The 25450-nt window shown below is 55.0% G+C and carries 28 protein-coding genes; 12 read left to right on the top strand and 16 right to left on the bottom strand.

The features are described from left to right. The first annotated feature begins 1 nt into the window (after position 1). Genes P3C52_RS12785 through dolP form a run of 4 tightly spaced genes read left to right on the top strand, consistent with a single transcriptional unit; the run spans position 2 to position 3612 of the window. Entirely contained in the window at positions 2 to 2071 is a 2070-nt protein-coding gene (locus P3C52_RS12785; protein WP_275555373.1) for a penicillin-binding protein activator, read from the top strand. Next, positions 2029 to 2424: a YraN family protein gene (locus tag P3C52_RS12780; RefSeq protein ID WP_275555372.1), complete on the top strand. Its 396-nt coding sequence runs from the start codon at positions 2029 to 2031 to the stop codon at positions 2422 to 2424. The genes P3C52_RS12785 and P3C52_RS12780 overlap by 43 nt, the downstream gene beginning before the upstream one ends. A gap of 14 nt (positions 2425 to 2438) precedes the next feature. Continuing rightward, positions 2439 to 3026: a DnaA initiator-associating protein DiaA gene (diaA, locus tag P3C52_RS12775; RefSeq protein WP_275555371.1), complete on the top strand. Its 588-nt coding sequence runs from the start codon at positions 2439 to 2441 to the stop codon at positions 3024 to 3026. Between the two features lie 13 nt (positions 3027 to 3039). After that, a complete protein-coding gene (gene dolP, locus P3C52_RS12770; RefSeq protein ID WP_275555370.1) occupies positions 3040 to 3612 on the top strand; it encodes a division/outer membrane stress-associated lipid-binding lipoprotein in 573 nt (190 codons plus the stop codon). Positions 3613 to 3736: 124 nt separating this feature from the next. Here the strand turns inward: dolP and P3C52_RS12765 are convergent, their stop codons facing one another. After that, complete coding sequence (locus P3C52_RS12765) at positions 3737 to 4441, bottom strand: pirin family protein (RefSeq protein ID WP_275555369.1); 705 nt, start codon at positions 4439 to 4441, stop codon at positions 3737 to 3739. 134 nt (positions 4442 to 4575) lie between these two features. On the opposite strand from P3C52_RS12765, the gene P3C52_RS12760 reads away from it, so the two are divergent. Next, positions 4576 to 5475, top strand: a complete 900-nt coding sequence (locus P3C52_RS12760) for a LysR family transcriptional regulator (RefSeq protein WP_275555368.1) — start codon at positions 4576 to 4578, stop codon at positions 5473 to 5475. A gap of 162 nt (positions 5476 to 5637) precedes the next feature. Here the strand turns inward: P3C52_RS12760 and P3C52_RS12755 are convergent, their stop codons facing one another. The 10 genes from P3C52_RS12755 to P3C52_RS12710 form a co-directional block, all read right to left on the bottom strand. Continuing rightward, positions 5638 to 6633 carry a glutathione S-transferase family protein gene (locus tag P3C52_RS12755; RefSeq protein WP_275555367.1) on the bottom strand — a complete coding sequence of 332 codons (996 nt, stop codon included), beginning with the start codon at positions 6631 to 6633 and terminating at the stop codon, positions 5638 to 5640. Positions 6634 to 6703: 70 nt separating this feature from the next. Continuing rightward, positions 6704 to 7096, bottom strand: coding sequence for a DoxX family protein (locus P3C52_RS12750; RefSeq protein WP_275555366.1), 393 nt, complete (start codon positions 7094 to 7096; stop codon positions 6704 to 6706). 205 nt (positions 7097 to 7301) lie between these two features. Beyond that, on the bottom strand, positions 7302 to 7589 hold the full coding sequence (locus tag P3C52_RS12745) for a YqjK-like family protein (RefSeq protein ID WP_275555365.1): 288 nt from the start codon (positions 7587 to 7589) through the stop codon (positions 7302 to 7304). Then, on the bottom strand, positions 7586 to 7984 hold the full coding sequence (locus P3C52_RS12740) for a phage holin family protein (protein WP_275555364.1): 399 nt from the start codon (positions 7982 to 7984) through the stop codon (positions 7586 to 7588). Before P3C52_RS12740 ends, P3C52_RS12745 begins: the two co-directional genes overlap by 4 nt. A 2-nt stretch (positions 7985 to 7986) precedes the next feature. Further along, positions 7987 to 8292: a YqjD family protein gene (locus P3C52_RS12735; protein ID WP_275555363.1), complete on the bottom strand. Its 306-nt coding sequence runs from the start codon at positions 8290 to 8292 to the stop codon at positions 7987 to 7989. A 42-nt stretch (positions 8293 to 8334) separates the two neighbouring features. Continuing rightward, positions 8335 to 8706, bottom strand: a complete 372-nt coding sequence (locus P3C52_RS12730) for a DUF1090 domain-containing protein (protein ID WP_275555362.1) — start codon at positions 8704 to 8706, stop codon at positions 8335 to 8337. A gap of 186 nt (positions 8707 to 8892) precedes the next feature. Further along, complete coding sequence (gene mzrA, locus P3C52_RS12725; RefSeq protein WP_275555411.1) at positions 8893 to 9270, bottom strand: EnvZ/OmpR regulon moderator MzrA; 378 nt, start codon at positions 9268 to 9270, stop codon at positions 8893 to 8895. After that, complete coding sequence (locus P3C52_RS12720; protein WP_275555361.1) at positions 9270 to 9947, bottom strand: DedA family protein; 678 nt, start codon at positions 9945 to 9947, stop codon at positions 9270 to 9272. The genes mzrA and P3C52_RS12720 overlap by 1 nt, the downstream gene beginning before the upstream one ends. A 330-nt stretch (positions 9948 to 10277) precedes the next feature. After that, positions 10278 to 11048 (bottom strand): transcriptional regulator ExuR, encoded by a 771-nt coding sequence (exuR, locus tag P3C52_RS12715; RefSeq protein WP_275555360.1) that lies wholly within the window; start codon positions 11046 to 11048, stop codon positions 10278 to 10280. Between the two features lie 138 nt (positions 11049 to 11186). Beyond that, positions 11187 to 12488 (bottom strand): MFS transporter, encoded by a 1302-nt coding sequence (locus tag P3C52_RS12710; protein WP_275555359.1) that lies wholly within the window; start codon positions 12486 to 12488, stop codon positions 11187 to 11189. Positions 12489 to 12910: 422 nt separating this feature from the next. Here P3C52_RS12710 and uxaC point away from each other — a divergent pair, with 422 nt between their 5' ends. The 6 genes from uxaC (at position 12911) to P3C52_RS12680 (ending at position 19004) form a co-directional block, all read left to right on the top strand. Next, positions 12911 to 14320: a glucuronate isomerase gene (uxaC, locus tag P3C52_RS12705; RefSeq protein ID WP_275555358.1), complete on the top strand. Its 1410-nt coding sequence runs from the start codon at positions 12911 to 12913 to the stop codon at positions 14318 to 14320. Between the two features lie 14 nt (positions 14321 to 14334). Next, complete coding sequence (locus tag P3C52_RS12700; RefSeq protein ID WP_275555357.1) at positions 14335 to 15780, top strand: tagaturonate reductase; 1446 nt, start codon at positions 14335 to 14337, stop codon at positions 15778 to 15780. Between the two features lie 12 nt (positions 15781 to 15792). Further along, complete coding sequence (locus P3C52_RS12695; protein WP_275555356.1) at positions 15793 to 17283, top strand: altronate dehydratase family protein; 1491 nt, start codon at positions 15793 to 15795, stop codon at positions 17281 to 17283. A 390-nt stretch (positions 17284 to 17673) separates the two neighbouring features. After that, complete coding sequence (tssD, locus tag P3C52_RS12690; protein ID WP_275555355.1) at positions 17674 to 18165, top strand: type VI secretion system tube protein TssD; 492 nt, start codon at positions 17674 to 17676, stop codon at positions 18163 to 18165. 12 nt (positions 18166 to 18177) lie between these two features. Beyond that, positions 18178 to 18540 (top strand): tlde1 domain-containing protein, encoded by a 363-nt coding sequence (locus P3C52_RS12685; RefSeq protein WP_275555354.1) that lies wholly within the window; start codon positions 18178 to 18180, stop codon positions 18538 to 18540. After that, positions 18537 to 19004, top strand: a complete 468-nt coding sequence (locus P3C52_RS12680) for a hypothetical protein (RefSeq protein WP_275555352.1) — start codon at positions 18537 to 18539, stop codon at positions 19002 to 19004. Before P3C52_RS12685 ends, P3C52_RS12680 begins: the two co-directional genes overlap by 4 nt. A 202-nt stretch (positions 19005 to 19206) precedes the next feature. Here P3C52_RS12680 and sstT read toward each other — a convergent pair whose 3' ends face one another. The 4 genes from sstT to P3C52_RS12660 all read right to left on the bottom strand — a co-directional run bounded on the left by sstT (position 19207) and on the right by P3C52_RS12660 (position 23099). Further along, positions 19207 to 20445, bottom strand: coding sequence for a serine/threonine transporter SstT (gene sstT / locus P3C52_RS12675; protein ID WP_275555410.1), 1239 nt, complete (start codon positions 20443 to 20445; stop codon positions 19207 to 19209). Positions 20446 to 20687: 242 nt separating this feature from the next. Beyond that, positions 20688 to 21665 (bottom strand): TerC family protein, encoded by a 978-nt coding sequence (locus P3C52_RS12670; RefSeq protein WP_275555351.1) that lies wholly within the window; start codon positions 21663 to 21665, stop codon positions 20688 to 20690. 13 nt (positions 21666 to 21678) lie between these two features. After that, positions 21679 to 21960, bottom strand: coding sequence for a hypothetical protein (locus P3C52_RS12665; protein WP_275555350.1), 282 nt, complete (start codon positions 21958 to 21960; stop codon positions 21679 to 21681). Between the two features lie 155 nt (positions 21961 to 22115). Continuing rightward, on the bottom strand, positions 22116 to 23099 hold the full coding sequence (locus P3C52_RS12660) for a Gfo/Idh/MocA family oxidoreductase (RefSeq protein ID WP_275555349.1): 984 nt from the start codon (positions 23097 to 23099) through the stop codon (positions 22116 to 22118). 151 nt (positions 23100 to 23250) lie between these two features. Here P3C52_RS12660 and P3C52_RS12655 point away from each other — a divergent pair, with 151 nt between their 5' ends. Continuing rightward, entirely contained in the window at positions 23251 to 24939 is a 1689-nt protein-coding gene (locus tag P3C52_RS12655) for a chloride channel protein (protein ID WP_275555348.1), read from the top strand. Here the strand turns inward: P3C52_RS12655 and P3C52_RS12650 are convergent. After that, positions 24936 to 25439, bottom strand: a complete 504-nt coding sequence (locus P3C52_RS12650; RefSeq protein ID WP_275555347.1) for a M48 family metallopeptidase — start codon at positions 25437 to 25439, stop codon at positions 24936 to 24938. The genes P3C52_RS12655 and P3C52_RS12650 overlap by 4 nt on opposite strands. Positions 25440 to 25450 lie beyond the last annotated feature (11 nt).

Below are 25450 nucleotides of genomic sequence, written 5' to 3'. Positions count from 1 at the left end.
TATGCTTCCTTCAAAAGTCGTTCGAAAAAAAGCAGGACGCTTCGTGCCTGTTCTCCTGGCGGGGCTGATCTTAGCAGCCTGTACCGGCCAGACGCCGCAGACTCCCTCGGTCAATATTCAGGGGCCGGCGACGGGCACATCCGACTATTATCTGCAACAGGTGCAGCAAAGCCCAGATGATAACAAGGCTGACTGGCAATTACTTGCTATACGTGCATTGCTGAATGAAGGGAAGTATCCCCAGGCGAATCAGCAGATGACCCAGCTTCCGCAGCAGCTGAGCGATGCTCAGCGTCAGGAGCTGCAACTGCTCACCGCCCAGCTGCGCCTCGGCAGTCAGGATGTTACCAATGCGCAGGCAATTCTCGCGAAACTGGATCCTTCTTCTCTCTCTAAAGATCAGCAGCTGCGCTACTACAGTTTACAGATCGCAGCCAGTCAGAACCGCCCATCGCTGGATCTGGTGCGTGCGCTGATTGCGCAGGAACCGCTGCTGACGGATAAGGCGCATCAGGACAATATCGATGCGACCTGGCAAGCATTAACACAGCTGCCGCCGGAGCAGATGAGCAGCCTGGTGATTAATGCAGATGAAAATACGCTGCAGGGCTGGCTCGATCTGCTGAACGTCTACAAGGCGAACAGTACCGATCCCGATATGTTGAAAGCGGGCATCAGCGACTGGCAAACGCGCTATCCGCAGAATCCGGCGGCCAAAACGCTGCCGACGGCGCTTAGCCAGATGCAGAATATGCAGCCCGCCTCAACTGGCAAGATTGCGCTGCTGCTGCCGTTAAGCGGCCAGGCGCAGGTTTTCGCCAGCGCAATTCAAAAAGGCTTTGTTGATGCTAAAAACGGCGTTCTGAACCAGGCGCCAGCGCCAGCCGTCGGCAGCGCGCAGAATCCGGTGTCTCTGGCGGACGCGAACGCTCAGGAGGGCGAAGCCCCGACTGACAATGCGCAGCCGCAGGCGGACGCGGTCGTCAGTCCTTCTGCCGCGCCCGTTGATAACACAGAAAGCGCAAGCGAACCGGCGCAGGCGCCAGCCGTCGCGCAACAGCCGTCTCGCGTTACGACAGCGCCGGCCAGCAATGCCGAGATCAAAGTGTACGACACCAGCTCTCAGCCGATTCAGCAGGTTATCGCGCAGGCGCAGCAGGATGGCGCGACGCTGGTGGTCGGCCCGCTGTTAAAAAACAATGTGCAGCAGCTGGCCGACACCTCAACGCCGCTGAATGTGCTGGCGTTGAACGAGCCGGAAAAGATCCAGAACCATCCGAATCTTTGCTACTTTGCGCTTTCTCCTGAAGACGAAGCGCGTGACGCCGCGCATCATATCTGGCAGCAGGGTAAACGTATGCCGTTGCTGCTGGTGCCGCGCAGTTCGCTGGGCGATCGCGTCAGCAAAGCTTTCGCGCAAGAGTGGCAAACCCTGGGCGGCAGCACCGTTCTTCAGCAGCCGTTTGGTTCTACCGCCGAGCTGAAGCAGGGCATTAACAGCGGCGCGGGGATCAATCTGAGCGGTACGCCGGTTACGCCAGCGGTTAGCGAGCCGCAGAGCGTCACCATCGCCGGCCTGACGATTCCGGCACCGCAGAGCAGCGCGCCAGCGGAGCCAGCGGTTAGCGGCGGCAACGTGGATGCGGTTTATATTGTGGCGACCCAGAGCGAACTTCAGCTGATTAAGCCGATGATCGCCATGCGCGTCAGCAGCCGCAGCAACGTCGCGCTCTATGCCAGTTCGCGCAGCTTCCAGGCGGGCGCTGGCCCGGATTTCCGTCTGGAGATGGACGGTCTGCAATTCAGCGATATTCCGCTGTTGTCGGGCGCTAACCCGGCGCTGATGCAGCAGGCGGCGCGCAGCTTTAATAATGATTATTCGCTGGTTCGCCTCTATGCGATGGGCATTGACGCCTGGACGCTGGCTAACCACTTTAGCGAGATGCGCCAGATGCCCGGCTTCCGTATTGACGGCAATACCGGTCAGCTGAGCGCTACCGAGGATTGCGTTATCAACAGGAAGTTGACATGGAGCCAGTATCGTCATGGACAGGTGGTCCCGGCCAGCTAAGCCGTCAGCAAAAAGGCGCGCGCTATGAACAGATGGCGCGGCGTCATCTGGAACAGGCGGGGCTGATCTTTGTCGCCGCCAACGTGCGTTACCGCGTTGGCGAGCTTGATTTAATCATGCGTGACGGGCGACAGTGGGTGTTTGTCGAGGTACGCTATCGGCGCGACGCACGTTTCGGCGGCGCGGCGATGAGCATAACCTGGCACAAACAGCAGAAGCTGTTGCGCAGCGCGGCCCTGTGGCTGGCCGCGCGCAACGCCAGTTTTGATACGGTTGACTGTCGTTTCGACGTGGTCGCCATAACCGGGCAGCAGCTCACATGGCTACCCGATGCGTTTCAAGCCCACATTTAAAACCAGGTGGTAGTGTGCTGGATAGAATTAAAGCCTGTTTTACGGAAAGTATACAGACGCAGATAGCCGCGGCGGAGGCGTTACCCGACGCCATTTCGCGAGCGGCGATGACCATGGTGCAATCGTTGCTGAACGGCAATAAGATCCTGTGCTGCGGCAACGGCACCTCGGCGGCGAATGCGCAACATTTTGCCGCCAGCATGATTAACCGTTACGAAGCGGAACGTCCCAGCCTGCCTGCGCTGGCGCTCAGCGCAGATAATATTTTGCTGACCGCTATCGGCGACGATCGGCTGCATATTGAAGTCTATGCAAAACAGGTAAGGGCGCTGGGCCAGGCAGGCGATGTACTGCTGGCTATCTCAACGCGCGGCAACAGCCGCGATATTGTGAAGGCGGTTGAAGCGGCCGTGACGCGCGATATGACGATTATCGCCCTGACCGGCTACGATGGCGGCGAGCTGGCTGGATTGCTGGGCCCGCAGGATGTGGAGATTCGCATTCCATCACACAGAAGCGCCAGAATTCATGAAATGCACATGCTTACCGTGAACTGTCTGTGTGATTTGATTGATAACACCCTGTTTCCTCATCAGGAATAAACAAGGAGATGTAATGAAGCCATTATCTGTACTGGCAGTGATCTTTGCTGCCCTGTTATTACAGGGCTGCGCCGCCGTTGTTGTCGGCAGCGCGGCGGTCGCGACCAAGACGGCGACCGATCCGCGTACCGTAGGCACGCAGGTTGATGACGGCACGCTGGAGCTGCGCGTCAGCAACGCGCTGGCGAAAGATCAGCAAATAAAAAATGATGCGCATATTGTGGCGACCGCCTATCAGGGCAAAGTGCTGCTGACCGGCCAGGCGCCAAGTACGGAAGTGGCGGAGCGCGCGAAGCAGATTGCCGTCGGCGTAGATGGCGCAACGGAAGTGTATAACGAGATCCGTCAGGGGCCAAAAGTCACGTTAGGTACCGCATCGTCCGATACCTGGATTACCACCAAAGTGCGTTCCCAACTGCTGGGCAGCGATCAGGTGAAATCATCCAATGTGAAGGTAACCACGGAAAATGGCGAAGTGTTCCTGCTGGGCCTGGTGACTCAACAGGAAGCCAGCGCGGCGGCGGATATTGCCAGCCGGGTCAGCGGCGTCAAACACGTCACCACCGCTTTTACCATTCTGAAATAAGCCCATCAGGGGCGACGCTGTCGCCCCTGATAGCGTTGCGCGTAACCTGTAATCATTGCGTAAGATAAGACGGTTACTCAACGTTTTGGCTCGGCAAACTTTACTCGCCGCCAATCCCCGCTTTTTAGCTCATCAAATCGATCACCAGCGCGCGCAGCGGCGTTTGCGCCTGCACCTTAATACTGGTCTCATCGCGAATAAAGGCGCCATCGCCGCAGCCCAGAGTTTCACGTTCGCCGTTCGCCGTCAGTGCCTGAAACGAACCGTGAATGGATTGCAGCCAGGCGCGCGAGCCCTGTAGCGGCTGCTGCCACTCCGCGCCCGGTTCCAGATTCAAATGATGGATCCATACCTGCTGGCGCACCTGTAAGCTGCCTTTTTCACCGTCCGGCGAGGCGATTAGCTGGTGAGGCTGGACAAGATCCAGCGACAGCTGCTGCACCAGCGGATTTTCGCGCTGTGGACAGGCATCCAGCCAGAGCTGAATACGCGTCAGCGGCGCATCGTTGTTAACGTTAAGTTCGCTGTAGGTTACGCCGGGCTGCGTTGAGATCAGCAGCATGTCGTTATCGCCAGCGCGATGATAATTGCCTTCGCTGTCGCGGTATTCCGCCTCGCCGCGCAGGATCAGGTTAAGAATATCCACCTGTGGATAGGTGCGCGGCTGGAACGCGGCGCCGGGCGCCAGCACTTCCTGATTAAGAACGCGCAGCGACGCGTAACCCAGAAGTTTCGGATCAAAATAGTGGCCAAACGAAAATGTATAACGCGCCTGCAGCCAACCGTAATCGGCTTGGCCGCACTGTTGCGCGGTGCGTGACGTCATCATAATTAGATTACCTCCTGTCAGCGCCTTTTTATGCAGCACGAGCGCCAGTCACTTTCCATGGTAAATATCTGGACAGCGGATTGTTAGCCAGTTAATCTGCCAGGCATATTCAAAATTACTGACAGAGACTCGCTATGGGAAAAGATCGGGCCCTGACTTTGGAAGCATTACGCGTGATGGATGCCATCGATCGGCGCGGCAGTTTTGCGGCCGCCGCCGGTGAACTGGGCCGCGTGCCCTCCGCTCTCAGCTATACCATGCAGAAGCTGGAGGAGGAGCTGGATGTGGTGCTGTTTGATCGTTCCGGCCATCGCACTAAATTTACTAACGTCGGACGTATGCTGCTGGAACGCGGCCGCGTGCTGTTGGAAGCCGCCGATAAGCTGACCACTGACGCGGAAGCGCTGGCGCGCGGCTGGGAAACGCATCTGACGATCGTTACCGAGGCGCTGGTGCCGACCGAAACGCTATTTCCGTTGGTGGAGAAGCTGGCGGAGAAAGCCAATACCCAGATTGCCCTGGTAACGGAAGTGCTGGCGGGCGCTTGGGAACGGCTGGAGCAGGGCAGAGCGGATATTGTGGTAGCGCCGGATCTCCATTTTCGCGCCTCCACGGAAATTAATACCCGCAAGTTGTACAGCATCATGAGCGTCATTGTCGCCAGCCCGGATCATCCCATTCATCAGGAGCCGGAGCCGCTTTCCGAGGCCACGCGGGTAAAATATCGTGGCATTGCGGTGGCGGATACCGCACGCGAAAGGCCGGTGTTGACGGTGCAGCTGCTGGATAAACAGCAGCGCCTGACGCTCAGCAGTATGGATGACAAGCGCCGTGCGCTGCTGGCGGGACTGGGCGTGGCGAGTATGCCTTATCCGCTGGTAGAAAAAGATATTGCCGAAGGCCGCCTGCGCGTGGTGAGCCCGGAAACCACGCAGGAAATCGATATTATTATGGCCTGGCGCCGCGACAGCATGGGCGAAGCCAAAGCCTGGTGCCTGCGTGAAATCCCGCGTCTGCTGGCAAAAAAAGGATAGCCTCTCTTTTCGAGCAGGGACAACGCCAGTGCGATAGTCTGAAAGCGTGTGGATAGCGCGGAAAGTCATATAAAACAACGCCCCATGTCATTAATGACATGGGGCGTTTCCGCTTTAGTCTGCGCTTATTTGCGAGCTGTCTGACTGTTCGCGCCTTACGGGTTACGCGTCTGCGGCAAAGCGTTCATCCCGACCGTGCGGTTCATCCCAGTCAAAAGCGGGCCCGACAGAAATTACGCCGCTGGGGTTAATGGTTTTATGGCTGCAATAGTAATGATGGCGGATATGCTTCAGATCGACCGTCTCTGCAATGCCTGGCATCTGCCAGATATCGCGTAAAAACCCGTTCAGATTGAGATAGTCGCCGATACGATGACGATCGCATTTAAAATGCGTCACGTAGACCGGATCGAAACGCACCAGCGTTGTCCACAGCCGTAAATCCGCCTCGGTAAGCTGATTGCCGGTGAGCCAGCGATGCTGCCCAAGGATCTGCTCCAGACGATCCAGCGAATGAAACAGCGCGGTGACCGCCTCATCGTAAGCGGTTTGCGAGGTAGCAAAACCCGCTTTGTAAACGCCGTTATTCACAGTGTCATAGATCCAGCCGTTCAGCTCATCAATCTTCTCGCGCAGGGCGACGGGATAATAATCTCCGGCGCGCGCGCCCACCGCATCAAAGGCGGAATTCAACATACGAATAATATCGGCGGACTCATTGCTGACGATGGTCTGCTGCTGCTTATCCCACAGCACCGGCACGGTAACCCGCCCGCTGTAGTGCGGATCGGCCTGCAGATAGAGCTGATAAAGAAAATCGTGCTGATAAAGCGTGTCGCCGGTCGCTGCCGGGAAATCATCGGCAAAGGTCCAGCCATTTTCCAGCATCAGCGGATGAACCACCGATACGGAAATCATCTGCTCCAGTCCCTTCAGCTGACGCATCAGCAGCGTGCGATGCGCCCAGGGACAGGCCAGCGAAACATAAAGATGATAGCGATCGCGCTCAGCTTTAAAACCGGCTTTCCCCGTTGGGCCAGCGCTGCCGTCAGCTGTAACCCAGTTGCGAAATGCTGATTCGGAGCGCTTAAAGCGGCCGCCGTTCGATTTGGTGTCATACCAGGTGTCCTGCCAGACGCCATCAACCAGTTGTCCCATAAAGCCTCCAAAATGAAAGAGGCGAGAACAGATTCATTCTCGCCCATTGATAATTAAGTATAGCTATCGCTTACCAGTTTTTGCCGAGCAGACGGTCAATGCTGTAAGCGCCTGGGCCGGAAATCCCCAACAGCAGGAAACCGCCAGCGATAGAGAGATTTTTCATAAACATAATCGAGTTGACGCCTTCAGCGAAGTTGCTGTGAAACAGAAAAGCGGTCAGCAACGTAAAGACGGCGGTGAACAGCGCGGTAAAGCGCGTCAGGAAGCCGAACAGAATCGCCAGGCCACCGCCCAGTTCCAGCAGGATCACCAGCGGCAGAATAAAGGCCGGAACACCCATCGCTTGCATATATTGCGCGGTACCATCGTAGCCGGTGATTTTGCCCCAGCCGGAGACGATAAACAGAATCGGCAGTAAAATGCGTGCAACCAGCAGGCCAATATTTTCGAATTTTTTCATGGTGTTCCCCAGTGTCGTTTTTCCGCAGGCGAAATGCGCCATCGCAATTAAATAGTGTGATTGCAGGCCTTTAACGGCTGCTCTCGGTAACTGAGGAGGATAATAAGTGGGGCGTGAAAGATTTGTAAGCGAGATAATTAGTTAAAGGGGTTCAATAAAATTGAAATTGATGGCCTGCGGTGTAAGGCAGGCCATCGGGCATGTTTTACTGCTTACGCGGTAGATTCGCTTTTATCAGCCGCCAGGTACTCCAGGCGCCAAAGCCGCGCTTCGCCCAACGCATAAAGAAATTGGGATTGCGCACTGACCAGATAGCCAGCGCGCTGCTACCAATCGCCAGATAGCTACGCAGGCTGAGCAACGTCATCCAACCGCGATCGTAACGGGCGGTTTCCAGCAGCCATTCACGCCGCGCCGCACTCAGATCGAGGCGCTGCTGGTGAATGGCGATCAGTAAATCCGCTTTGCGTTGTTCACGGTCAGCACGGTTCATGGATGGCGATCCTCCAGCATCTGGCGATCCGAGGCGAGTTCTTTGCGCGTGTGGTGAAGCAGCGTCGATTTACGCGATTTACGCAGCGTCCACAGGCCAAAAAACAGTGCCAGCAAAAACAGCACGCCGGTGGTAATCGCGATAGCCATAAGCCGATACTGCGCGTCCACTGCCCAGATAATCAGCACCATCAGGCTCATCAGTCCGAATGCGGTGAACAGCATGGTCAGGCCAGTCATCAACAGCATCTGTATCAGATTGGCCTTTTCCTCTTCCAGCTCGACCACTGCCAGGCGCACACGGGTTTCTACCATGCCAACCAGCGTAGTGACGAGACGCTGTCCGATGTTTATGACCCCTTTGCCTGGGCCGTGGCTCTGCTGAGAATCGGCCATAATTAACGACGCGAAATCAGCATGCCGATCGCCAGCCCGACAACGGCGCCGATACCCACGCCGTGCCACGGATTTTCACGCACGTAATCATCGGCGCGGCCAACCGCTTCGCGGGTGGTTTCCGACAAACGTTCGCCGGTTTCGCCAAGGCGCAGACGAGATTCATCCAGCGCGGCGCGCGCTTTGCTGCGCAGCTTGTCCATTTCTGATTTAGATTTATCGGTAGAATGGCTCAGCACTTCTTCCAGCGTATCCGCCAGGTTTTTCAGCTCGGCGCGCAGGTGTTCTGACGTAGTATCTTTTGACATGAAACACTCCTTTATTCTCAGGCAATGTACGCTGTAAATGGGTTACCAGGGAGCGGCCTGAAGGGCTTTCAGTTCTTCGCGCTCTTCCTGTAATTTGCGTTGGCGTTTAGCGATTTTTTCCTTATCGCCATCTTCCTGGGCATCTTTTAAATCCTGCTCGCGCTCCGACACTTCACGCTTTTTAGCATCAATGTTTTCCTGATGAGCCGCTTTGAGCTTTTCGTCCGTGCAGCTGGCGCGAACCTCAGTCAGCGCGCGTTCCAGTCCGTTCACTCGCCGTTGATTGTCATGTTGTTTGGCAACGGCAATTTCATGCTCAATGTTTTTTTCCTTTTGCAAACAGAGTACGCCTGCAGCCTGTGAAAAGCCGGAAAGGGAACACAGAGCCAGAAAAAGCGAGGTACGAAATTTCATTCGATCATGACCTTCCATTGTTAAATTCAGCCGTTCCCTGTGAACGGTAAAGATGCAGCGGTTATAAAAATGGCAGCCATGCCGACTCATAACCTTTTGTAAGAATAGACACTCTTTGCCGAAAGCTCAAAAGTGTTGGTGAAGAAAGAATGTTCTGAAGAAGAAGCGACGCGACGCGCCGCAGGATTAACCGACAGATTGCTGACGCAGCGAGATTTTATTTAACCAGCCGCCGCCGCTGTTATCCAGTTGGGCAATATCAAAGCCGTGCGGCAGGATCTTAAGCAGCGCACGCTGGGCCGCCAGGCTCTGCTCCTCAGACTCAAAACGCAATATCAGCGAATCCTGGGCGGGCGTAATGCTTTTTACCTGGATTCCCTGCGCATTAAGCCGCTGCCAGACATAAAACCCATCCGGCAGCGTTACGCCCTGATGAGCGGCACGGATCTGCAGCGCGTTTTCATGGCGAAACAGGGCAGGCAGCAGGGCAAAGGCGATGATCGCCAGCAAACCAGCCAATAGCCAGCGCAGCGGCTGGCGTAGTAGCGGCTGTAACCAGCGCATCATGGCTGACCTTTTTCATTGGCGTTGCCGTTCCGTTTGCGCCACAGCACCACCAGCGATCCCACCAGGCCAAATACCAGCAATACCAGCGGCAACAGCATCAGGCAGAACATCAGTTCATCTTCATAACGGCGGAAAATGGGCGTTTTGCCCAGCGCAAAGCCCATCACCGTCAGAATCAGCACCCACAGGAAGCCGCTCATCCAGTTAAAGAATTGAAAACGGGCGTTGCTCAGGCCGGACAGCCCGGCAATGGTTGGCAGCAGCGTGCGGACAAAGGCGATAAAGCGGCCGATGAGCAGCGCGGAAAGGCCGTGGCGATGGAACATCTGATGCGCGCGTTGATGATATTGCGCAGGCAAATGGGCCAGCCACTTTTGTACCGTGGGCGTATTGCCCAGCCATCGCCCCTGAATATAGCTGACCCAGCAGCCGAGACTGGCTGCGGTTGTAAGGACAAACAGCGTAAGCGGGAAATTCATGGTGCCTTTGGCGATCAGCACGCCGACCAGAATCAGCAGGCTATCGCCGGGGAGAAAGGCGGCAGGAAGCAGGCCATTCTCCAGAAACAGGATCATAAAAAGTACGCCATAAATGGCCCAAACCAGCGTCGGATCGGAGAGGGTTTCAAAATCTTGTTGCCACAGTGCTTGTAACAGCGCTTTTAAAATATCCATTCATTGTTCCTGAACTTCATTGTTAACACTGGCTCATCAATAACGAGGCCGGGCCGGCTGATTTTTGTTAATTGTAGTCGCCGTTACCGCAGGCCGGGTAATCGCCTGCTGCCTGGATGACGTAAAAAAACGTCGCATAATCCTTTCCCGCAGTGAAAGCGTAAGAAAAGGTGGCTAACAGTAACAAAATCCACTGGTACGAGACAGGGAAAGTTACCTCAGCATGAGAGTTTTACCGTCGAAAATCATTAGCAGAAAGGAGCTTTACACAGGCTGACACTAAAGGAAGTTTTCTGACTTTAGACGCTTTGTTGTCCAAAGCGTCTGTTTTTAGCGTGAAGAGGAAGTATCGGGCAAAATCACCGGATTTTCGGCGAACATGTAGCGGTCAATGTTAAATTCAAAATCATCGGTGGTGGCGTCGAACAGCATTTGACGCGTATTTTCCAGATGTTGCCACATTGCCAGCTTGGCGGCGGCGGGATCTTTACGCATCAGCGCTTTAAGAATCATATCGTGATCGTTGCACCAACTGCCGATAGAGCGTTCGTCGATATGTTCATGCAGCTTCAGCCAGTACGGGTTATGGGTGCGATGCAGCCACATCTTTTCCACGATGGCCGCCAGCGCGCTGTTTTGCGTCGCCATCGCGATCTGCACATGAAAACGCATGTCCCATTCGGAATCGCGAAAGCGGTCTTCTTTACGCGCTTCTTCCTGAATCGCCATCAACTGGACAATATCCTGGCGCGTCACGCGCGTAGCGGCAAACTCCGCCACATTGCTTTCGATAAGCTGGCGCGCCTGCAGCAGTTCAAAGGGGCCAAAATTAGCAAATTCCAGCTGGCTGTGGGTAACGACGCGCTGATTTTGCTGGATGGAAATCACATGAATGCCGGAGCCTTTGCGTACTTCAACGTAGCCTTCCACCTCCAGCATAATAATCGCTTCACGCACCACGGTGCGGCTAACCTGCATCTCCTCAGCAATCAGACGCTCGGCGGGCAGCTTATCGCCAACCCGATATTGTCCGGCTTCGATGCGGGTTTTTAGCTCGGTGGCCAGCTGTTGATAAAGTCGGCGTGGTTCGCTGGTATCCATATATCTATCCATAACAGGTGAGTGCTGTAAGTTGTTATACCACTTACCGGCGTGCAGGCCAATGTCTGAAATGAACAGCGGAGAGGAATTGCGAGGAAACGCGCAGACGTGCGTCACGGGACGCACGTCTGCAGGGGGTTAGTTACGAACCGGCTCGCCGACCGGTGTTGCCTGTTCCTGTTCCAGTTCGGAAACCGGTTTGTTCTTCAGTACGGTCCAGATAACCACGGCGCCTAACAGATCAAACACGGCCAGCGCGGCAAACAGCGGGCTGAAGCCCAGCGTATCAGCCAGCGCGCCGACGACCAGCGCGAACATGGTACTGGCGGTCCAGGCTGCCATGCCGGTCAGGCCGTTCGCCGTCGCTACTTCGTTACGGCCAAAAACGTCGGAAGAGAGCGTAATCAGCGCGCCGGAAAGCGCCTGATGAGCAAAGCCGCCGACACACAGCAGGCCAATCGCCACATACGGACTGGTAAACAGGCCGATAGTGCCCGGTGCGATCATCAGCACCGCGCCCATGGTCACCACCAGTTTGCGCGAAACAATCAGGTTGACGCCGAACCAGCGTTGAAACAGCGGAGGCAGGTATCCGCCAAGAATGCAGCCGAGATCGGCGAACAGCATCGGCATCCAGGCGAACATGGCGATCTCTTTCAGGTTAAAACCGTAAACTTTGAACATAAACAGCGGATCGGCGTTAAACGTGCCCCAGGCCGGTTCCGCCAGAAAGCGCGGCAGCGCGATGCCCCAGAACTGGCGGTTACGCAGGATCTGACCGGCGCTCATTTTTTTGCTGTTATTGACTTGATGGTGCGCTTCCTGACCAGAAAGAATGTAGTCACGTTCTTCATCGCTCAGCTTTTTCTGCTGTTTTGGATGTTTATAGAAGATCAGCCAGCAGAGCGCCCAGGTCAGGCTCAGCGCACCGGTAATGATAAAGGCCATTTGCCAGCTGTGAGCGACAATCGCCCAGACCACCAGCGGCGGCGCCACCATCGCGCCGATAGAAGAACCCACATTAAAATAGCCCACCGCGATAGAACGCTCTTTGGCAGGGAACCATTCGCTGCTCGCCTTCAGGCCTGCCGGAATCATTGCCGCCTCAGCCGCACCGACGGCGCCGCGTGCGATAGCCAGACCTCCCCAGCTGCCTGCCAGCGCGGTCGCGGCGCAAAAGATTGCCCACATAATGGCAAACACCGCATAACCGATTTTGGTGCCGAGAATATCCAGAATATAGCCGGCGACCGGTTGCATGATGGTGTAACAGGCGGAGTAAGCCGCCACAATGTAGGAGTACTGTTGGGTGGTGATATGAAGCTGTTCTTCGAGCGTAGGCGCAGCTACGGCAATGGCGTTACGCGTCAGGTAACCCAGCACGGTACCGATGGTCACCAGACCGATCATATACCAGCGTAGCCCTTTTATTTTACGCATGTCATACCTCTTCCAGTTCGGTTTGCGGCGGTGCCGCTGTTGTTATCTGATGCGGGTCTTCCCGCTGACCACTGCGGACAGAAAGCGTTGTTGAGCAAATCCCTGCTTTTGCTCTTTTCCATTCTTTACCTTTTAAAGCGATTTCTTTTCATTAAAACTGACGGGTTGACGATAACTTGTCATACCGATTTAAAAGTTGAATGCCATCACAAAAACCATTTTTGCAATGTGGGATACTTAAATCTAAGAAACGTCAGATGATTACTGGGCTGGAAGGGAATTTTTCGCTAAACCGGTCGCGTAAAGTTGTCTGATATGTGAGTCAGATCTCAAATTAATCTCTGCGGCTCGCGCAATTGGTATGATAGCTTTTCTGCCATCAGCTGAACGCATCCGCTACGTTCATGTAAGAGGAGACCGGAATGTCCCGTTTTATGACCGAAGATTTTTTACTCGATAGTGAATTTTCCCGCCGTCTGTATCATGACTACGCGGCCGATCAGCCTATCTTTGATTACCACTGTCATCTGCCGCCGCAGCAGATTGCGGACAACTACCGTTTTAACAATCTGTATGACATCTGGCTGAAGGGCGATCACTATAAATGGCGTGCGATGCGCGCAAATGGTGTACCGGAAGCGCTTTGCACCGGCGATGCCAGCGATCGTGAAAAATTCAATGCCTGGGCGCGCACCGTGCCGCACACTATCGGCAACCCGCTCTATCACTGGACGCATCTTGAATTGCGTCGTCCGTTCGGCATTACTAACGTCCTGCTCTCGGAAAAAACCGCCGATCGTATTTGGGATGAATGTAACGCTCTGCTGGAGCAGGATGACTTTACCGCGCGCGGCATCATGCAGCAGATGAACGTACGCATGGTGGGCACTACCGACGATCCGATTGACGACTTACAACATCATCAGCGCCTGGCGCAGGATGCAAGTTTCGGTATCAAAGTACTGCCGAGCTGGCGTCCTGACAAAGCCTTCAATATCGAAGCCGAAGGCTTTAACGACTATATGCAGAAGCTGGGCGTCGTTGCGGATATCGACATTGGCCGCTTTGATGATTTGCGCCGTGCCTTAAGCAAGCGTCTGGACCACTTTGCCGCGCACGGCTGCAAAGTGTCCGACCATGCGTTGGATGTAGTGCTGTTTGCTGAAGCGGATGAGAGCGAGTTGGATGCGATTCTGGCGCGTCGTCTGCAGGGCAGCGCGCCGTCCGAACAGGAAGTGGCGCAGTTTAAAACCGCAGTGCTGGTCTGGCTGGGCGCGGAATACGCCCGTCGCGGCTGGGTGCAGCAATATCACATCGGTGCGTTACGCAATAACAACCGTCGTCAGCTGCAGCTGCTGGGGCCAGATGTCGGCTTCGATTCGATTAACGATCGTCCGATGGCTGAGCCGCTGGCGCGCCTGCTGGATGCGCAAAACCGCAATAACGCGCTGCCGAAAACCATCCTTTATTGCCTGAACCCACGCGATAACGAAGTGCTGGCAACCATGGCTGGCAATTTCCAGGGTGAAGGCGAGCCGGGCAAAATGCAGTTTGGTTCCGCCTGGTGGTTTAACGATCAGCTGGACGGCATGCAGCGTCAGATGATGCAGCTGGCCCAAATGGGCCTGCTCAGCCGCTTTGTCGGTATGTTAACCGACAGCCGCAGCTTCCTCTCCTATACGCGCCATGAATATTTCCGTCGCTTGCTGTGCCAGATGATCGGCCGCTGGGTGGAAAACGGCGAAGCGCCTGCCGACATCGATCTGCTGGGCAATATGGTGAAAAACATCTGTTTCAACAACGCCCGCGACTATTTCGGCATTGAGCTGTAATCCGAGGAAAAACCATGCAAACCCTTAATCGCAAAAATTTTCCCGGACCGCAATATCCGACCCGCATTATCCAGTTTGGCGAGGGTAACTTTTTACGCGCCTTTATCGACTGGCAGATCGATCTGCTGAATGCGAACAGCGATCTGGATGCGGGCGTCACGGTTATCCGGCCCATCGATCGTCAGGTCGATTACACGCTTAACCATCAGGACGGGCTCTATACCGCGCTGATTCGTGGGCTGAATGCGCAGGGAGAAGTGGTTAGCGAGCCGCGGCTGATTCGCTCGGTCAATCAGGAGATTCAGCCGTATCGTCAGTTTGAGCAGTTTATCGAACTGGCGCAGGACGCGCGTATTCGCTTTATGTTCTCCAATACCACCGAAGCGGGGATTGCCTTTAACGCCGAAGATCGGCTGGATGACCGTCCGGCGCGATCTTTTCCCGGCAAGGTCACCCAGCTGCTCTGGGCGCGCTGGCAGCACTTTTCTGGCGCGGCGGATAAAGGCTGGATCATTCTGCCCTGCGAGTTGATCGATAATAACGGCGACGCGCTGCGTGAACTGGTGCTGCGCTATGCGCAAATCTGGCAGTTGCCTGCCGAGTTCCGCGCCTGGGTAGCGCAGCACAATATTTTCTGCAACACGCTGGTGGATCGCATCGTGCCCGGCTATCCGGCGGAAGAGGCCGAAACGCTGTTCAGCACGCTTGGCTATCGCGATCCGCTGATGGTGGCGGGCGAGGTATTTTACCTGTTCGTTATCCAGGGGCCGCAACAGGTCGCCGATGAATTAAAACTCGACGCGCTGCCGCTCAATATCCGCCTGGTGGACGATATCAAGCCGTGGAAAGAGCAGAAGGTGGCAATCCTGAACGGCGCCCATACGGCGATGGTGCCGATCGCCTGGCTTGCCGGACTGAATACCGTGGGCGAAGCGATGGACGATGCGCAAATCGCCACCTTTATCGACAATCTGCTGCGCGAGGAAGTGATTCCGGGGCTCGATCTGCCGGCAGACGATCTGCATCGCTTTGCGGACGCGGTACTGGGACGTTTCCGCAATCCCTTTATTCGCCATCAGCTCTCCGCCATTGCCCTGAACAGCATGACCAAATTCCGCACGCGTCTGCTGCCGCAGCTGCTGACCGCGCATCAGCAACGCGGCCAGTGGCCGACGCGCATTACCTTTGCGCTGGCGGCGCTGATCGCTTACTACCGCGGCGAGCGCAACGGCGAACGTTATCCGCTTCAGGATGACGCCCAGTGGCTGGATCGCTTTGCCACGCTCTGGTCACAGCAGGCGCAGGGCGCAATTTCGCTCCAGCAGTTGGTCAGCGCGGTGCTGAGCGATGAGCAACACTGGCAGTGCGATCTCAGTCAACAGCCGGGCCTCGTCGAGGCCGTCACGCAACACCTGCAAAATATTACCGCTCACGGCATGCGAGCGGCATTACCACAGTGAGGAATACCGGCTATGCAGCAAGCGATTAAAATAGCGCCGCGCGACAATGTCGCCGTCGCGCTCAGCGATCTTGATGAGGGTAGCGTGCTGACGCTGGATGACGTTACCGTCACGTTGCGTCAGCCGGTTGCTCGCGGACATAAATTTGCGCTGCGATCGATTGCCGTCGATGAGCATGTGATCAAATACGGTTTGCCGATTGGTCATGCAACACAGCCGATTGCCGCAGGCGAGCATGTTCATGCGCAAAATGCGCGCACCAATCTCAGCGATCTGGATGAGTATCAGTACCAGCCCGATTTTATTACGCTGCCGCCGCAGGCGGCCGATCGGGAGATTCAGGTTTACCGCCGCGCCAATGGCGAGGTTGGAATCCGCAACGAGCTGTGGATCCTGCCGACGGTGGGCTGCGTTAACGGCATTGCGCGTCAAATCCTGCAGCGCTTTCTGCGTGAAAGCGACGATGCCGCCGACATCGACGGCGTGCATCTGTTCAGCCATCCGTTTGGCTGCTCGCAGCTCGGCCAGGATCATGAGAACACCCGCACCATGCTGCAAAATATGGTGCGCCATCCCAATGCCGGCGCCGTGCTGGTGATCGGCCTCGGCTGCGAAAACAATCAGGTAGACATATTTCGCGAGACGCTGGGCGGCTACGACAGCGATCGCGTCAGCTTTATGATCTGTCAGCAGCAGGAAGATGAAGTTGAAGCGGGATTAGCACGTTTGCATCAGCTCTATCAGGTGATGCGTCACGATCGGCGCGAGGCTGGACGGCTGAGCGAGCTGAGGTTTGGCCTGGAGTGCGGCGGTTCCGATGGTTTCTCCGGCATCACCGCCAACCCGCTGCTGGGACGCTTCTCCGATCGGATGATCGCCAACGGCGGCACCACCGTGCTGACCGAAGTACCGGAAATGTTCGGTGCGGAGCGTATTTTGATGAGCCGCTGTCGGGACGAAGCGACCTTTGAAAAAACCGTGGCGATGATCAATGACTTCAAGCGCTACTTTATCGCCCACCAGCAGCCGATTTATGAAAATCCGTCGCCGGGTAATAAAGCGGGCGGCATCACCACGCTGGAGGAAAAATCGCTGGGTTGTACGCAAAAAGCGGGGCAGAGCAAGGTAGTGGACGTGCTGAAGTATGGCGAGCGCCTGCGTCAGCCGGGGCTGAATCTGCTAAGCGCGCCGGGCAACGATGCGGTCGCCACCAGCGCGCTGGCGGGCGCAGGCTGCCATATGGTGCTGTTCACCACCGGACGCGGCACGCCTTACGGCGGCTTTGTTCCGACGGTGAAAATCGCCACCAACAGCGAGCTGGCAGAGCGCAAACCGCACTGGATCGATTTTAACGCCGGGCCGCTGGTGCAGGGCATGGCCATGGAGAGTTTGCTGGATAGCTTTGTGGATTACATTGTGGAGGTCGCCAACGGCAAACTGACCAACAATGAGCGCAATGATTTCCGCGAGCTGGCCATTTTCAAAAGCGGCGTGACGCTGTAAGCCAACAATAATTATATCGACAATATTAACGTTGATATTAAAACCGACAGGACTTCGGCGACCTATTGATAGCGGCATCATCTATATCAACTCGTCGCCGATTTTTCTGGAGAGCGTAACGGTACGGTTGCTTTTTCAAATCTCATCGCAGATTAGATTAACAGGCTCCCAGCCTGACGGGAAAAAATACGACGGCTATTACTTGTTGAACTTTAGTCCCTAACATTTAATGTTCCGCTCACCCTTGCCATATATCCCTTCCGGTTAAAACGAAAAATCAAAATCGATAAATTTTTTTAATTTATATCAATAAAATTTCAGATGGCTTTTTAACCGTAACAGAAAAAAATATAATAATTATCTCCCTTGTTACGAAAAGGAGTTCGTTGAATGGCTATACCTGTTTATTTATGGTTAATGGACGATGGTGGAAACCCCGTCAAAGGCTCTGTAGAGGTACATCAACGTGAGGGAAGCATAGAGATAACCGCGTTGGCTCACGCAGTATCGCTCCCTACCGATGCGCTGTCCGGCAAAATAACGGCAACACGTGAACATGCGCCTTTTGTCCTTACCAAAGCGTTAGACGCTTCCAGCCCATACCTTTATCAATTCGTTAGCGCTGGGAAGCTTTTAAAATCAGCAGAGCTTAAATTCTATCGAATTAATTACGCCGGACAGGAAGAGGAATATTTCAACGTATTCCTTGAGAACGTCCGCATTACCTGCGTTGTGCCAATTATGGAAGATGTTAAAGATCCTCACTATGAGCGTCACGAACACATGGAGGTAATTGAAATGAACTATGAAAAAATAACCTGGAAATATCTGGATGGAAATATTATTCATTCTGATAGCTGGAAGGAACGCTGCGTAGCATAAGGAGAACAATTTATGGCATGGATATACTATCAAAGTTCCGGCGAGCTATGGCACAAAGGGAAATTAGTGGGCAAAGGTTATTCAGGTAATCTGACCAACAAAAATAATCCGGATCGGCAGCACGTTAAAAGCATGGGGCCAATTCCTCGCGGAACGTGGCGTATTAGCGGGCATTCGAATTCAAAAGGGCCAATGACCATCATCCTTAATCAGACCTCTGGCGAAAGCTTTGGGCGCTCGCTGTTTCGTATTCACGGTGAGAGGAAGCCGCCAGCGGTACCCGGTTTCGCTTCTGAGGGCTGCATTATCCTGGGGCCAGGTATTCGCTATAAAATTATTCAGTCAACGGATAATACGCTGGAGGTGGTCAGATGACTGGACGTGCCGTTGTTCTGGTCGCTTCTATTCTGTTGACAGCGTGTATGGCATCGTCGAGCGGATGGCGCGCTTATATTCGGCAGGTAGAACAGGCAGACCGCCAAACGATCCAGGCGCTGCCGGAAAAGATGGACGCTATTGGTGATAGCCTTGATGGTGAACGCGCGGAGGAATTGACGACCGCTATTAGCATGGCGCTAATTAAAGACCCGGTATCGGTGATTAACGCAACCAGGCCGCTGGACAAGAGTACAGACCGCCTGAAGCAGCGTTTCGGTACTTCGCTAATATGCAGCATTCCTGGTATGAACCGTTTTACACAGGTGCAAATTGAAGATTATTTTGCGAAGGCTGAACCGGCGCTAAAAATGGCTGGCCCAGCGGCTGCGGAATGCCTTGAAACAATGCGGGATGTCATGGTCGAAATCAGGCAAGAGATAGCACAAAAAACCATGAAGTAACCCCCAGAAAAAGCCCGGCTGATGCCGGGTTTTCTTAAGATTTATGGAAAACGTCAGAACACAGGTTATCTCATTAGCCTGAAATAGCAGCCGAACGCCGTACAGGGCGGGATTACAGGCCGTAGCTTGTTCAGGAAACAGGCCTGGCGTCTTCTGTTTTTACATCACCAAACTCACTCTGGTTACAAAGAAAGTTTGGCTTTTAGCCAATGCTTTTTGACGCTTCGCGCTGTTCGTCGGCCTGACAAACGGCGGCGGTAAACAGAATATCGGTAGAGGAGTTCAGCGCGGTTTCCGCCGAATCCTGCAGGACGCCAATAATAAAGCCGACCGCGACTACCTGCATCGCCACATCGTTAGGGATGCCGAACATATTACAGGCCACCGGAATCAGCAGCAGCGAGCCGCCCGCGACGCCGGATGCGCCGCAGGCGCACAGCGAGGCGACCAGGCTGAGCAGTACCGCCGTCGGCACGTCAACGTGAATGCCCAACGTGTTTACCGCTGCCAGCGTCAGCACGGTAATGGTAATGGAGGCGCCAGCCATACTGATGGTCGCGCCCAGCGGAATGGAAACCGAATAGGTATCCTCATCCAGGTTCAGCTTTTTCGCCAGCGCCATATTTACCGGTATGTTGGCCGCCGAGCTGCGGGTAAAGAAGGCCGTAACGCCACTTTCACGCAGGCAGGTAAACACCAGCGGATAAGGGTTGCGGCGGATCTTCCACCAGACCAGCATCGGGTTAAACACCAGCGCCATCAGCAGCATACAGCCAATCAGCAGCGTCAGCAGATGGGCATAATCCCACAGCGCCGAAAAGCCGGTTGACGCCAGAATCGAAGCTACCAGGCCAAAGATGCCCAGCGGCGCGCAGCGGATCACGATGCGTACCACCCAAGTCACGGCATTAGACGCATCATTAAGCAGCTGTTTGGTGGTATCGCTGCTGTGACGGAACGCAATGCCCAGACCAATCGCCCACACCAAAATGCCGATATAGTTAGCGTGCATTAACGCATCGAAAGGATTCGCCACCATGCTCATCAGCAGGCCGTTTAATACCTCAACAATGCCGGAAGGCGGCGTAATTTCGGTTTGCGCGGCGCTCAGCGTCAGTTCCTGCGGATAGAGATGGCTGCATACCACCGCAACCACTGCCGCAAAGAAGGTGCTTAACAGATAAAGCAGAATAATCGGGCGGATATTGGATTTATGTCCCTGCTTGTGATTAGCAATGGAGGCAATCACCAGCACCAGAACCAACAGCGGCGCGACCGCTTTGAGCGCACTGACAAACAGCGTCCCAAACAGGCCTACCGCCAGCGCGGTCTCTTTGGAAAACCAGGCGAGCGCGATACCGGCCGCCAGGCCAACCATGATTTGTTTTACCAGACTGCCGCCGAACAGGCGTGCAATCAGTGTGGAAGAGCTTTTTCCCATCATCAGAACCAGTCATTGTTATTGTGGCCGTTGCTGCTGCCGCAGCTAAAAACAGCGTGAGTGTTTGCCGGGGGGAGTATAAGGAAATGCGATGGCAGGAAAAGCAGAAATTCTCTCTTTTGGCTGGAGATCAATTTTCATTATTTCTAATGAATTGAACTGTGACAGTGATTCCATTTGCTTGATCTTGTCTGAGCAAAATAATCAACGGGGCGCTACGCGCCCCGCAGAAGATTACGTTGTCATTTCGTTTCAGCTACTTTCTTGCGATCGTTTTTGTGATTAACCCAGGCGTTAATCAGCAAGGTCAGGCCGAGAATCGTACCCACTACGCCTAAGGAAACCGCGACCGGAATATGCCAGATATCGACAATCAGCATCTTAATACCGATAAAGATCAGCACGATAGCCAGGCCATACTTCAGCATAGAGAAGCGTTCCGCCACGCCTGACAGCAGGAAATACATCGCGCGCAGGCCGAGAATAGCGAACAGGTTTGAGGTCAGCACAATAAAGGGATCGGTGGTGACGGCGAAAATAGCCGGAATACTGTCGACGGCGAAAATTACATCGCTCAGCTCAACCATAATCAACACCAGCAGCAGCGGCGTTGCGTACAGCAGGCCGTTGCGACGGATAAAAAATTTCTCGCCTTCCAGCGTATCGGTCATGCGCAGATGGCTGCGTAACCAGCGCACCACCGGCTTATCGCCCACCGACTTTTCATCGTCCTCTTTGCTGAAGGCCATTTTAATGCCGGTAAGCAGCAGGAAGGCGCCGAACAGATAGAGGATCCAGCTAAACTGGGTAACCAGCCAGCTACCGGCGAAAATCATGATGGTACGCAGTACGATGGCACCCAACACGCCGTAGATCAACACGCGGCGCTGATAGGCAGGCGGCACGGCGAAATAGCCGAACAGCATCAGCCAGACGAAAACGTTATCCACCGCCAGCGCTTTTTCCAGTACATAACCGGTTAAAAACGCCATGGTTTGCGTGGTGGCGACTTCGCGTCCGGCGCTGCCTTCGAGATACCACCAGAACGCGGCGGCAAACAGCAGCGAAACGGAAACCCACACCAGCGACCAGACGGCCGCCTGTTTTAGCGTCATGGTTTGGGCGCCGCGCCGTCCCTGTAAAAAGAGATCGATCGCCAACATAATCAGCACGACAACGGCAAAACTGCCCCAGAGTAATGGTGTGCCTACGGTTTGCATAAATTATATCCTGTCAGTAAACAAAAACGGCTAACGTCGGAAGACGCCAGCCGCTGTTTATCGCAAGCAAAGCCCCGCCTTCCGGCAAGGTCTCACTTACAACGCAGAACATGATCCCGTTGCCCAATGACCGGATGCGTAACGCATCGTAATGACGATCGATCGGCTTACAAGTTACTCCCCTTTGCTGAGGCAAAAGATAGAGGGGGACTCCGTAATAAGCAATGTAATGGGTGAAATATTTAGAAATATTTACATTGGATGGATCTATTTTTGCTATCAGATGAGTCAGCATGACACATGACACATGACACATGACACATGACACATGACACATGACACATGACACATGACACATCGCGCATTAAGCTAACGGCTGAAGAGTGCTGTCTCTGTCAGCCGAAAAGCGTGGTTGTTTAACGATGCGCAATAGCCGAAAGCGTTGTTGGTTTAACGATGGTCATCCGCTGGAAAAATCACGCCGGTTTGACGGCGAATCTCCGTCAGCAACCGCGCGGTGCTACGTGCCAGCGCCAGCCCGTCATGCATAATCTGTCGTTCAGTTACCAGCCGCACAAAATGCTCCGCTTCGTAGCGCATCGTATTGCTGTGCTGCGGCTGCGTCAGATCTTGCGCCGTGCCGCCGCGTGGGATAAAGGTAAGGCGTTGCACTTCCGCAAGCTTTTCAATTACCAGCGCGCCGGCTTCGCCCTGAATCTCGCTGGGAATAGCGGAATCGCTCACTTTGGAATGCAACAGCGTGACGTCGAAATCACCGTACTGCATGATCACCGAGCCATGCGCGTCCACGCCGCTCTCCAGCAGCGTCGCCTGCGCCTGAACCCGCTGCGGCTCGCCCCACAATGCCAGCGCGCTCGCCAGACAGTAATAACCAATATCCATTACGGAACCGTTGGACCAGCGCGGTTCAAAGGTATTTGGCCGTTCGCCGTTCAGATAACGCGGATAGCGCGAGGAATACTGGCAGTAGTTAAACAGCACCTTGCGCAGCCTGCCTACCTGCGGCAGCGCCTGTTTAAGCGCCAGGAAACCAGGCAGGCTGGCGGTTTTAAAGGCTTCGAACAGGACGACCTGGTTTTCTATCGCACAGGCGATCATCTGTTCCAGCTCTGCCAGGTTAGAGGCCAGCGGCTTTTCACAAATCACATGTTTCTGATGGCGCATACACAGCAGCGCCTGCTCGCAGTGCAGGGCGTTCGGGCTGGCAATATAAACCGCATCGATCTCATCACAGGCGACCATCTGCTCCAGCGAATCAAACAGCTGGTTAACCGAATAGTCGCGAGCAAATGTTTCCGCCTGTTCCTTTGTACGCGAGTAAACGGCGGTCAGCGTCATGGCGCCGGTTTGATGGGCGGCCTCGACAAACTGCCGCGTAATCCAGTTAGTGCCTACAATAGCGAAGCGAATCATATAAATTCCTGAGCTGGTTTGAGAAAAGCAGGGTAGCACGCGAAGAGAGCTGCGCAACGGCAAAGCGCCGTTGTTGATTTGATCCTGCGATCCGCCTTCCAATATGATGGTTTCTCTTTCCGCTTCAGGAACCGTAACAGAAGGATGCGATGTGAGCAGCGGTAAACATGTACTCAACTGGACCCGAATTCTGATCGCTATTCCGGTCGGCTGCGCGGCATCGCTGGTTACGCTGGGCTTTCGCCGCCTGATTGAGCTGATCAATCAATTGCTGTTCCATACCGATCGGGATATCACGGTGGCAATGACGGTCTGGCCCTGGTATTGCTGGCCACTCATTGTCGGTCTGGGCGGGGTGATTGCCGGCTTTTTCCTGCGTTACGCCACCAGCCTGGAGCGGCAACAAACCAGCAAAACCGACTATCTGGAAGTGATCAACGCCCGGCTGGACGCGGTGCCCACCAGAACCTCGCTGTTTCGCGCGCTTTCATCCATCGCCAGTATCGGCAGCGGCGCTTCCATTGGTAAAGAGGGGCCGATGGTGCAGCTTTCGGCGCTATGCGGCAGCCTGATGGGGCGCTTTTGTTTTCAAAAAAGCGCTATTAGCAACAGCGAAATTGTCGCGATGGCCGCCGCTGCCGGGCTGGCTTCGGTTTATCACGCCCCGCTGGCGTCGGCGATTTTTGTTGCGGAGATCGCTTTCGGCATCACCGCGCTGCAGCGGCTGATCCCGCTGATTATCGCGGCTGCGACGGCGGTGATGACCATGTGGTCGCTGGGCCTTCGTAACGCCTTGTATCCCTTTGCCGAGGTGCAGTTTCAGCTCAATCCCACCACGCTGCTGCTGACGGTGTTGGTGGGCCTGCTGGCCGGTCTGCTGGGTTGGGTTATGATCGAGATGATTGGGCGCAGCAAGCGGCTATTTTCCCGCGTGAAATCGTTGCCGCTGCGGCTGGGGCTGGGCGGCGTGCTGGTGGGCGTGCTGGCGCTGATTTCTACCGATGTGCTTGGCAACGGTTACGAAGTGATTGTGAAAATCATGGCCGGGCACTATCTGCTGCCTGCGCTGGTACTACTGCTGATATTAAAAATGAGCGCCACCGCACTGTCGGTCGGCTCGAACGCGGTCGGCGGATTATTTACGCCGTCGCTGCTGGTGGGCGCGCTGCTGGGTGTGATTATCGCCACGCTGGCCGTCCAGGCGGGACTGCCGGTCGGCAATGCGCTGCTGTTTGCCGTGATAGGCATGGGGGCGGTGCTGGCGGCGGTAAGTCAGGCGCCGCTGATGGCAATGCTGATGGCACTGGAGATGACGCTCAACAGCAGCCTGCTGTTTCCGGTGATGATTGCCAGCGTGCTGGCGGCGATGTTTGCCTGGCGTTTACAGGCGGTTAGCACCTATCCGGTGGTCACCCAGCACTTTAATCGTGCGGACGCCAAGCTGGACTTCGATAACGGCATTATCGAGCAGTTTATTGTGCCCGGCGCGGCGCTGCAGCCGCATGAATCGGTGGGGCGCGCGCTGGCGGTTAGCTCATTGAAAAAAGAGCGCTATGTCTATGTAATTAATGATCTGGGGCATTTCCTCGGCGTGGTTTCGATTCATGATATTTCGCGCAAAATTCTCGATCGCGAAATTACGCTCGATTCGCCGGTGATTCTGGTGATGGACGCGCAGTTTCCCTGCGTATTCCGCAATCAGACGATCCGCGAAGGCTGGGAAGCCTTTGCCCAGGTGACGCTGGAGCGTCTGCCGGTATTGAATAATCCGCAGGATCGAAAATATCTCGGCGTGTTAACCAAAACCAGCCTGATCCAGAAAGCGAAAGATTTTATTTAATCGGCGTTGCCCTGCAGCGCCTGATGCGTCAGCCACAGCCGGGTATCAAACTCCAGCTGATGATAGTCCGGCTCCATATGGCAGCAGAGCTGATAAAAGGCTTTGTTGTGATCTTTTTCTTTGATATGCGCCAGTTCATGTACCACGATCATGCGCAGAAAAGCTTCCGGCGCCTGGCGAAACAGCGTGGCGACGCGGATCTCGGCGCGGGCTTTCAGCTTGCCGCCCTGTACCTGCGACACCGCCGTATGCAGGCCGAGCGCATGTTTGATTACGCGGATCTTGCTGTCGTAAATCACTTTGTTCAGCGGCGCGGCGTTGCGTAAATAGCGGTTTTTCAGCGCCAGCGTGTAGTCGTACAGCGCTTTATCGCTGGTAATATTGTGCGTGGCGGGATAGCGCTTTTGCAGCACTTCGCCGAGGCGCTGCTGATCGATAAGGGTTTGTACCTGGCGCAGCAGCGTTTCGGGATAGCCCTGCAGATAAATTAACGACGACATGACGCGGCTCG

The organism is Mixta sp. Marseille-Q2659 (genome assembly GCF_940807255.1).
Taxonomy (GTDB): Bacteria; Pseudomonadota; Gammaproteobacteria; order Enterobacterales; family Enterobacteriaceae; genus Mixta.
The sequence above is the reverse complement of the archived record's forward strand: the minus strand, read 5'-3'. Positions and strand labels throughout refer to the sequence as shown.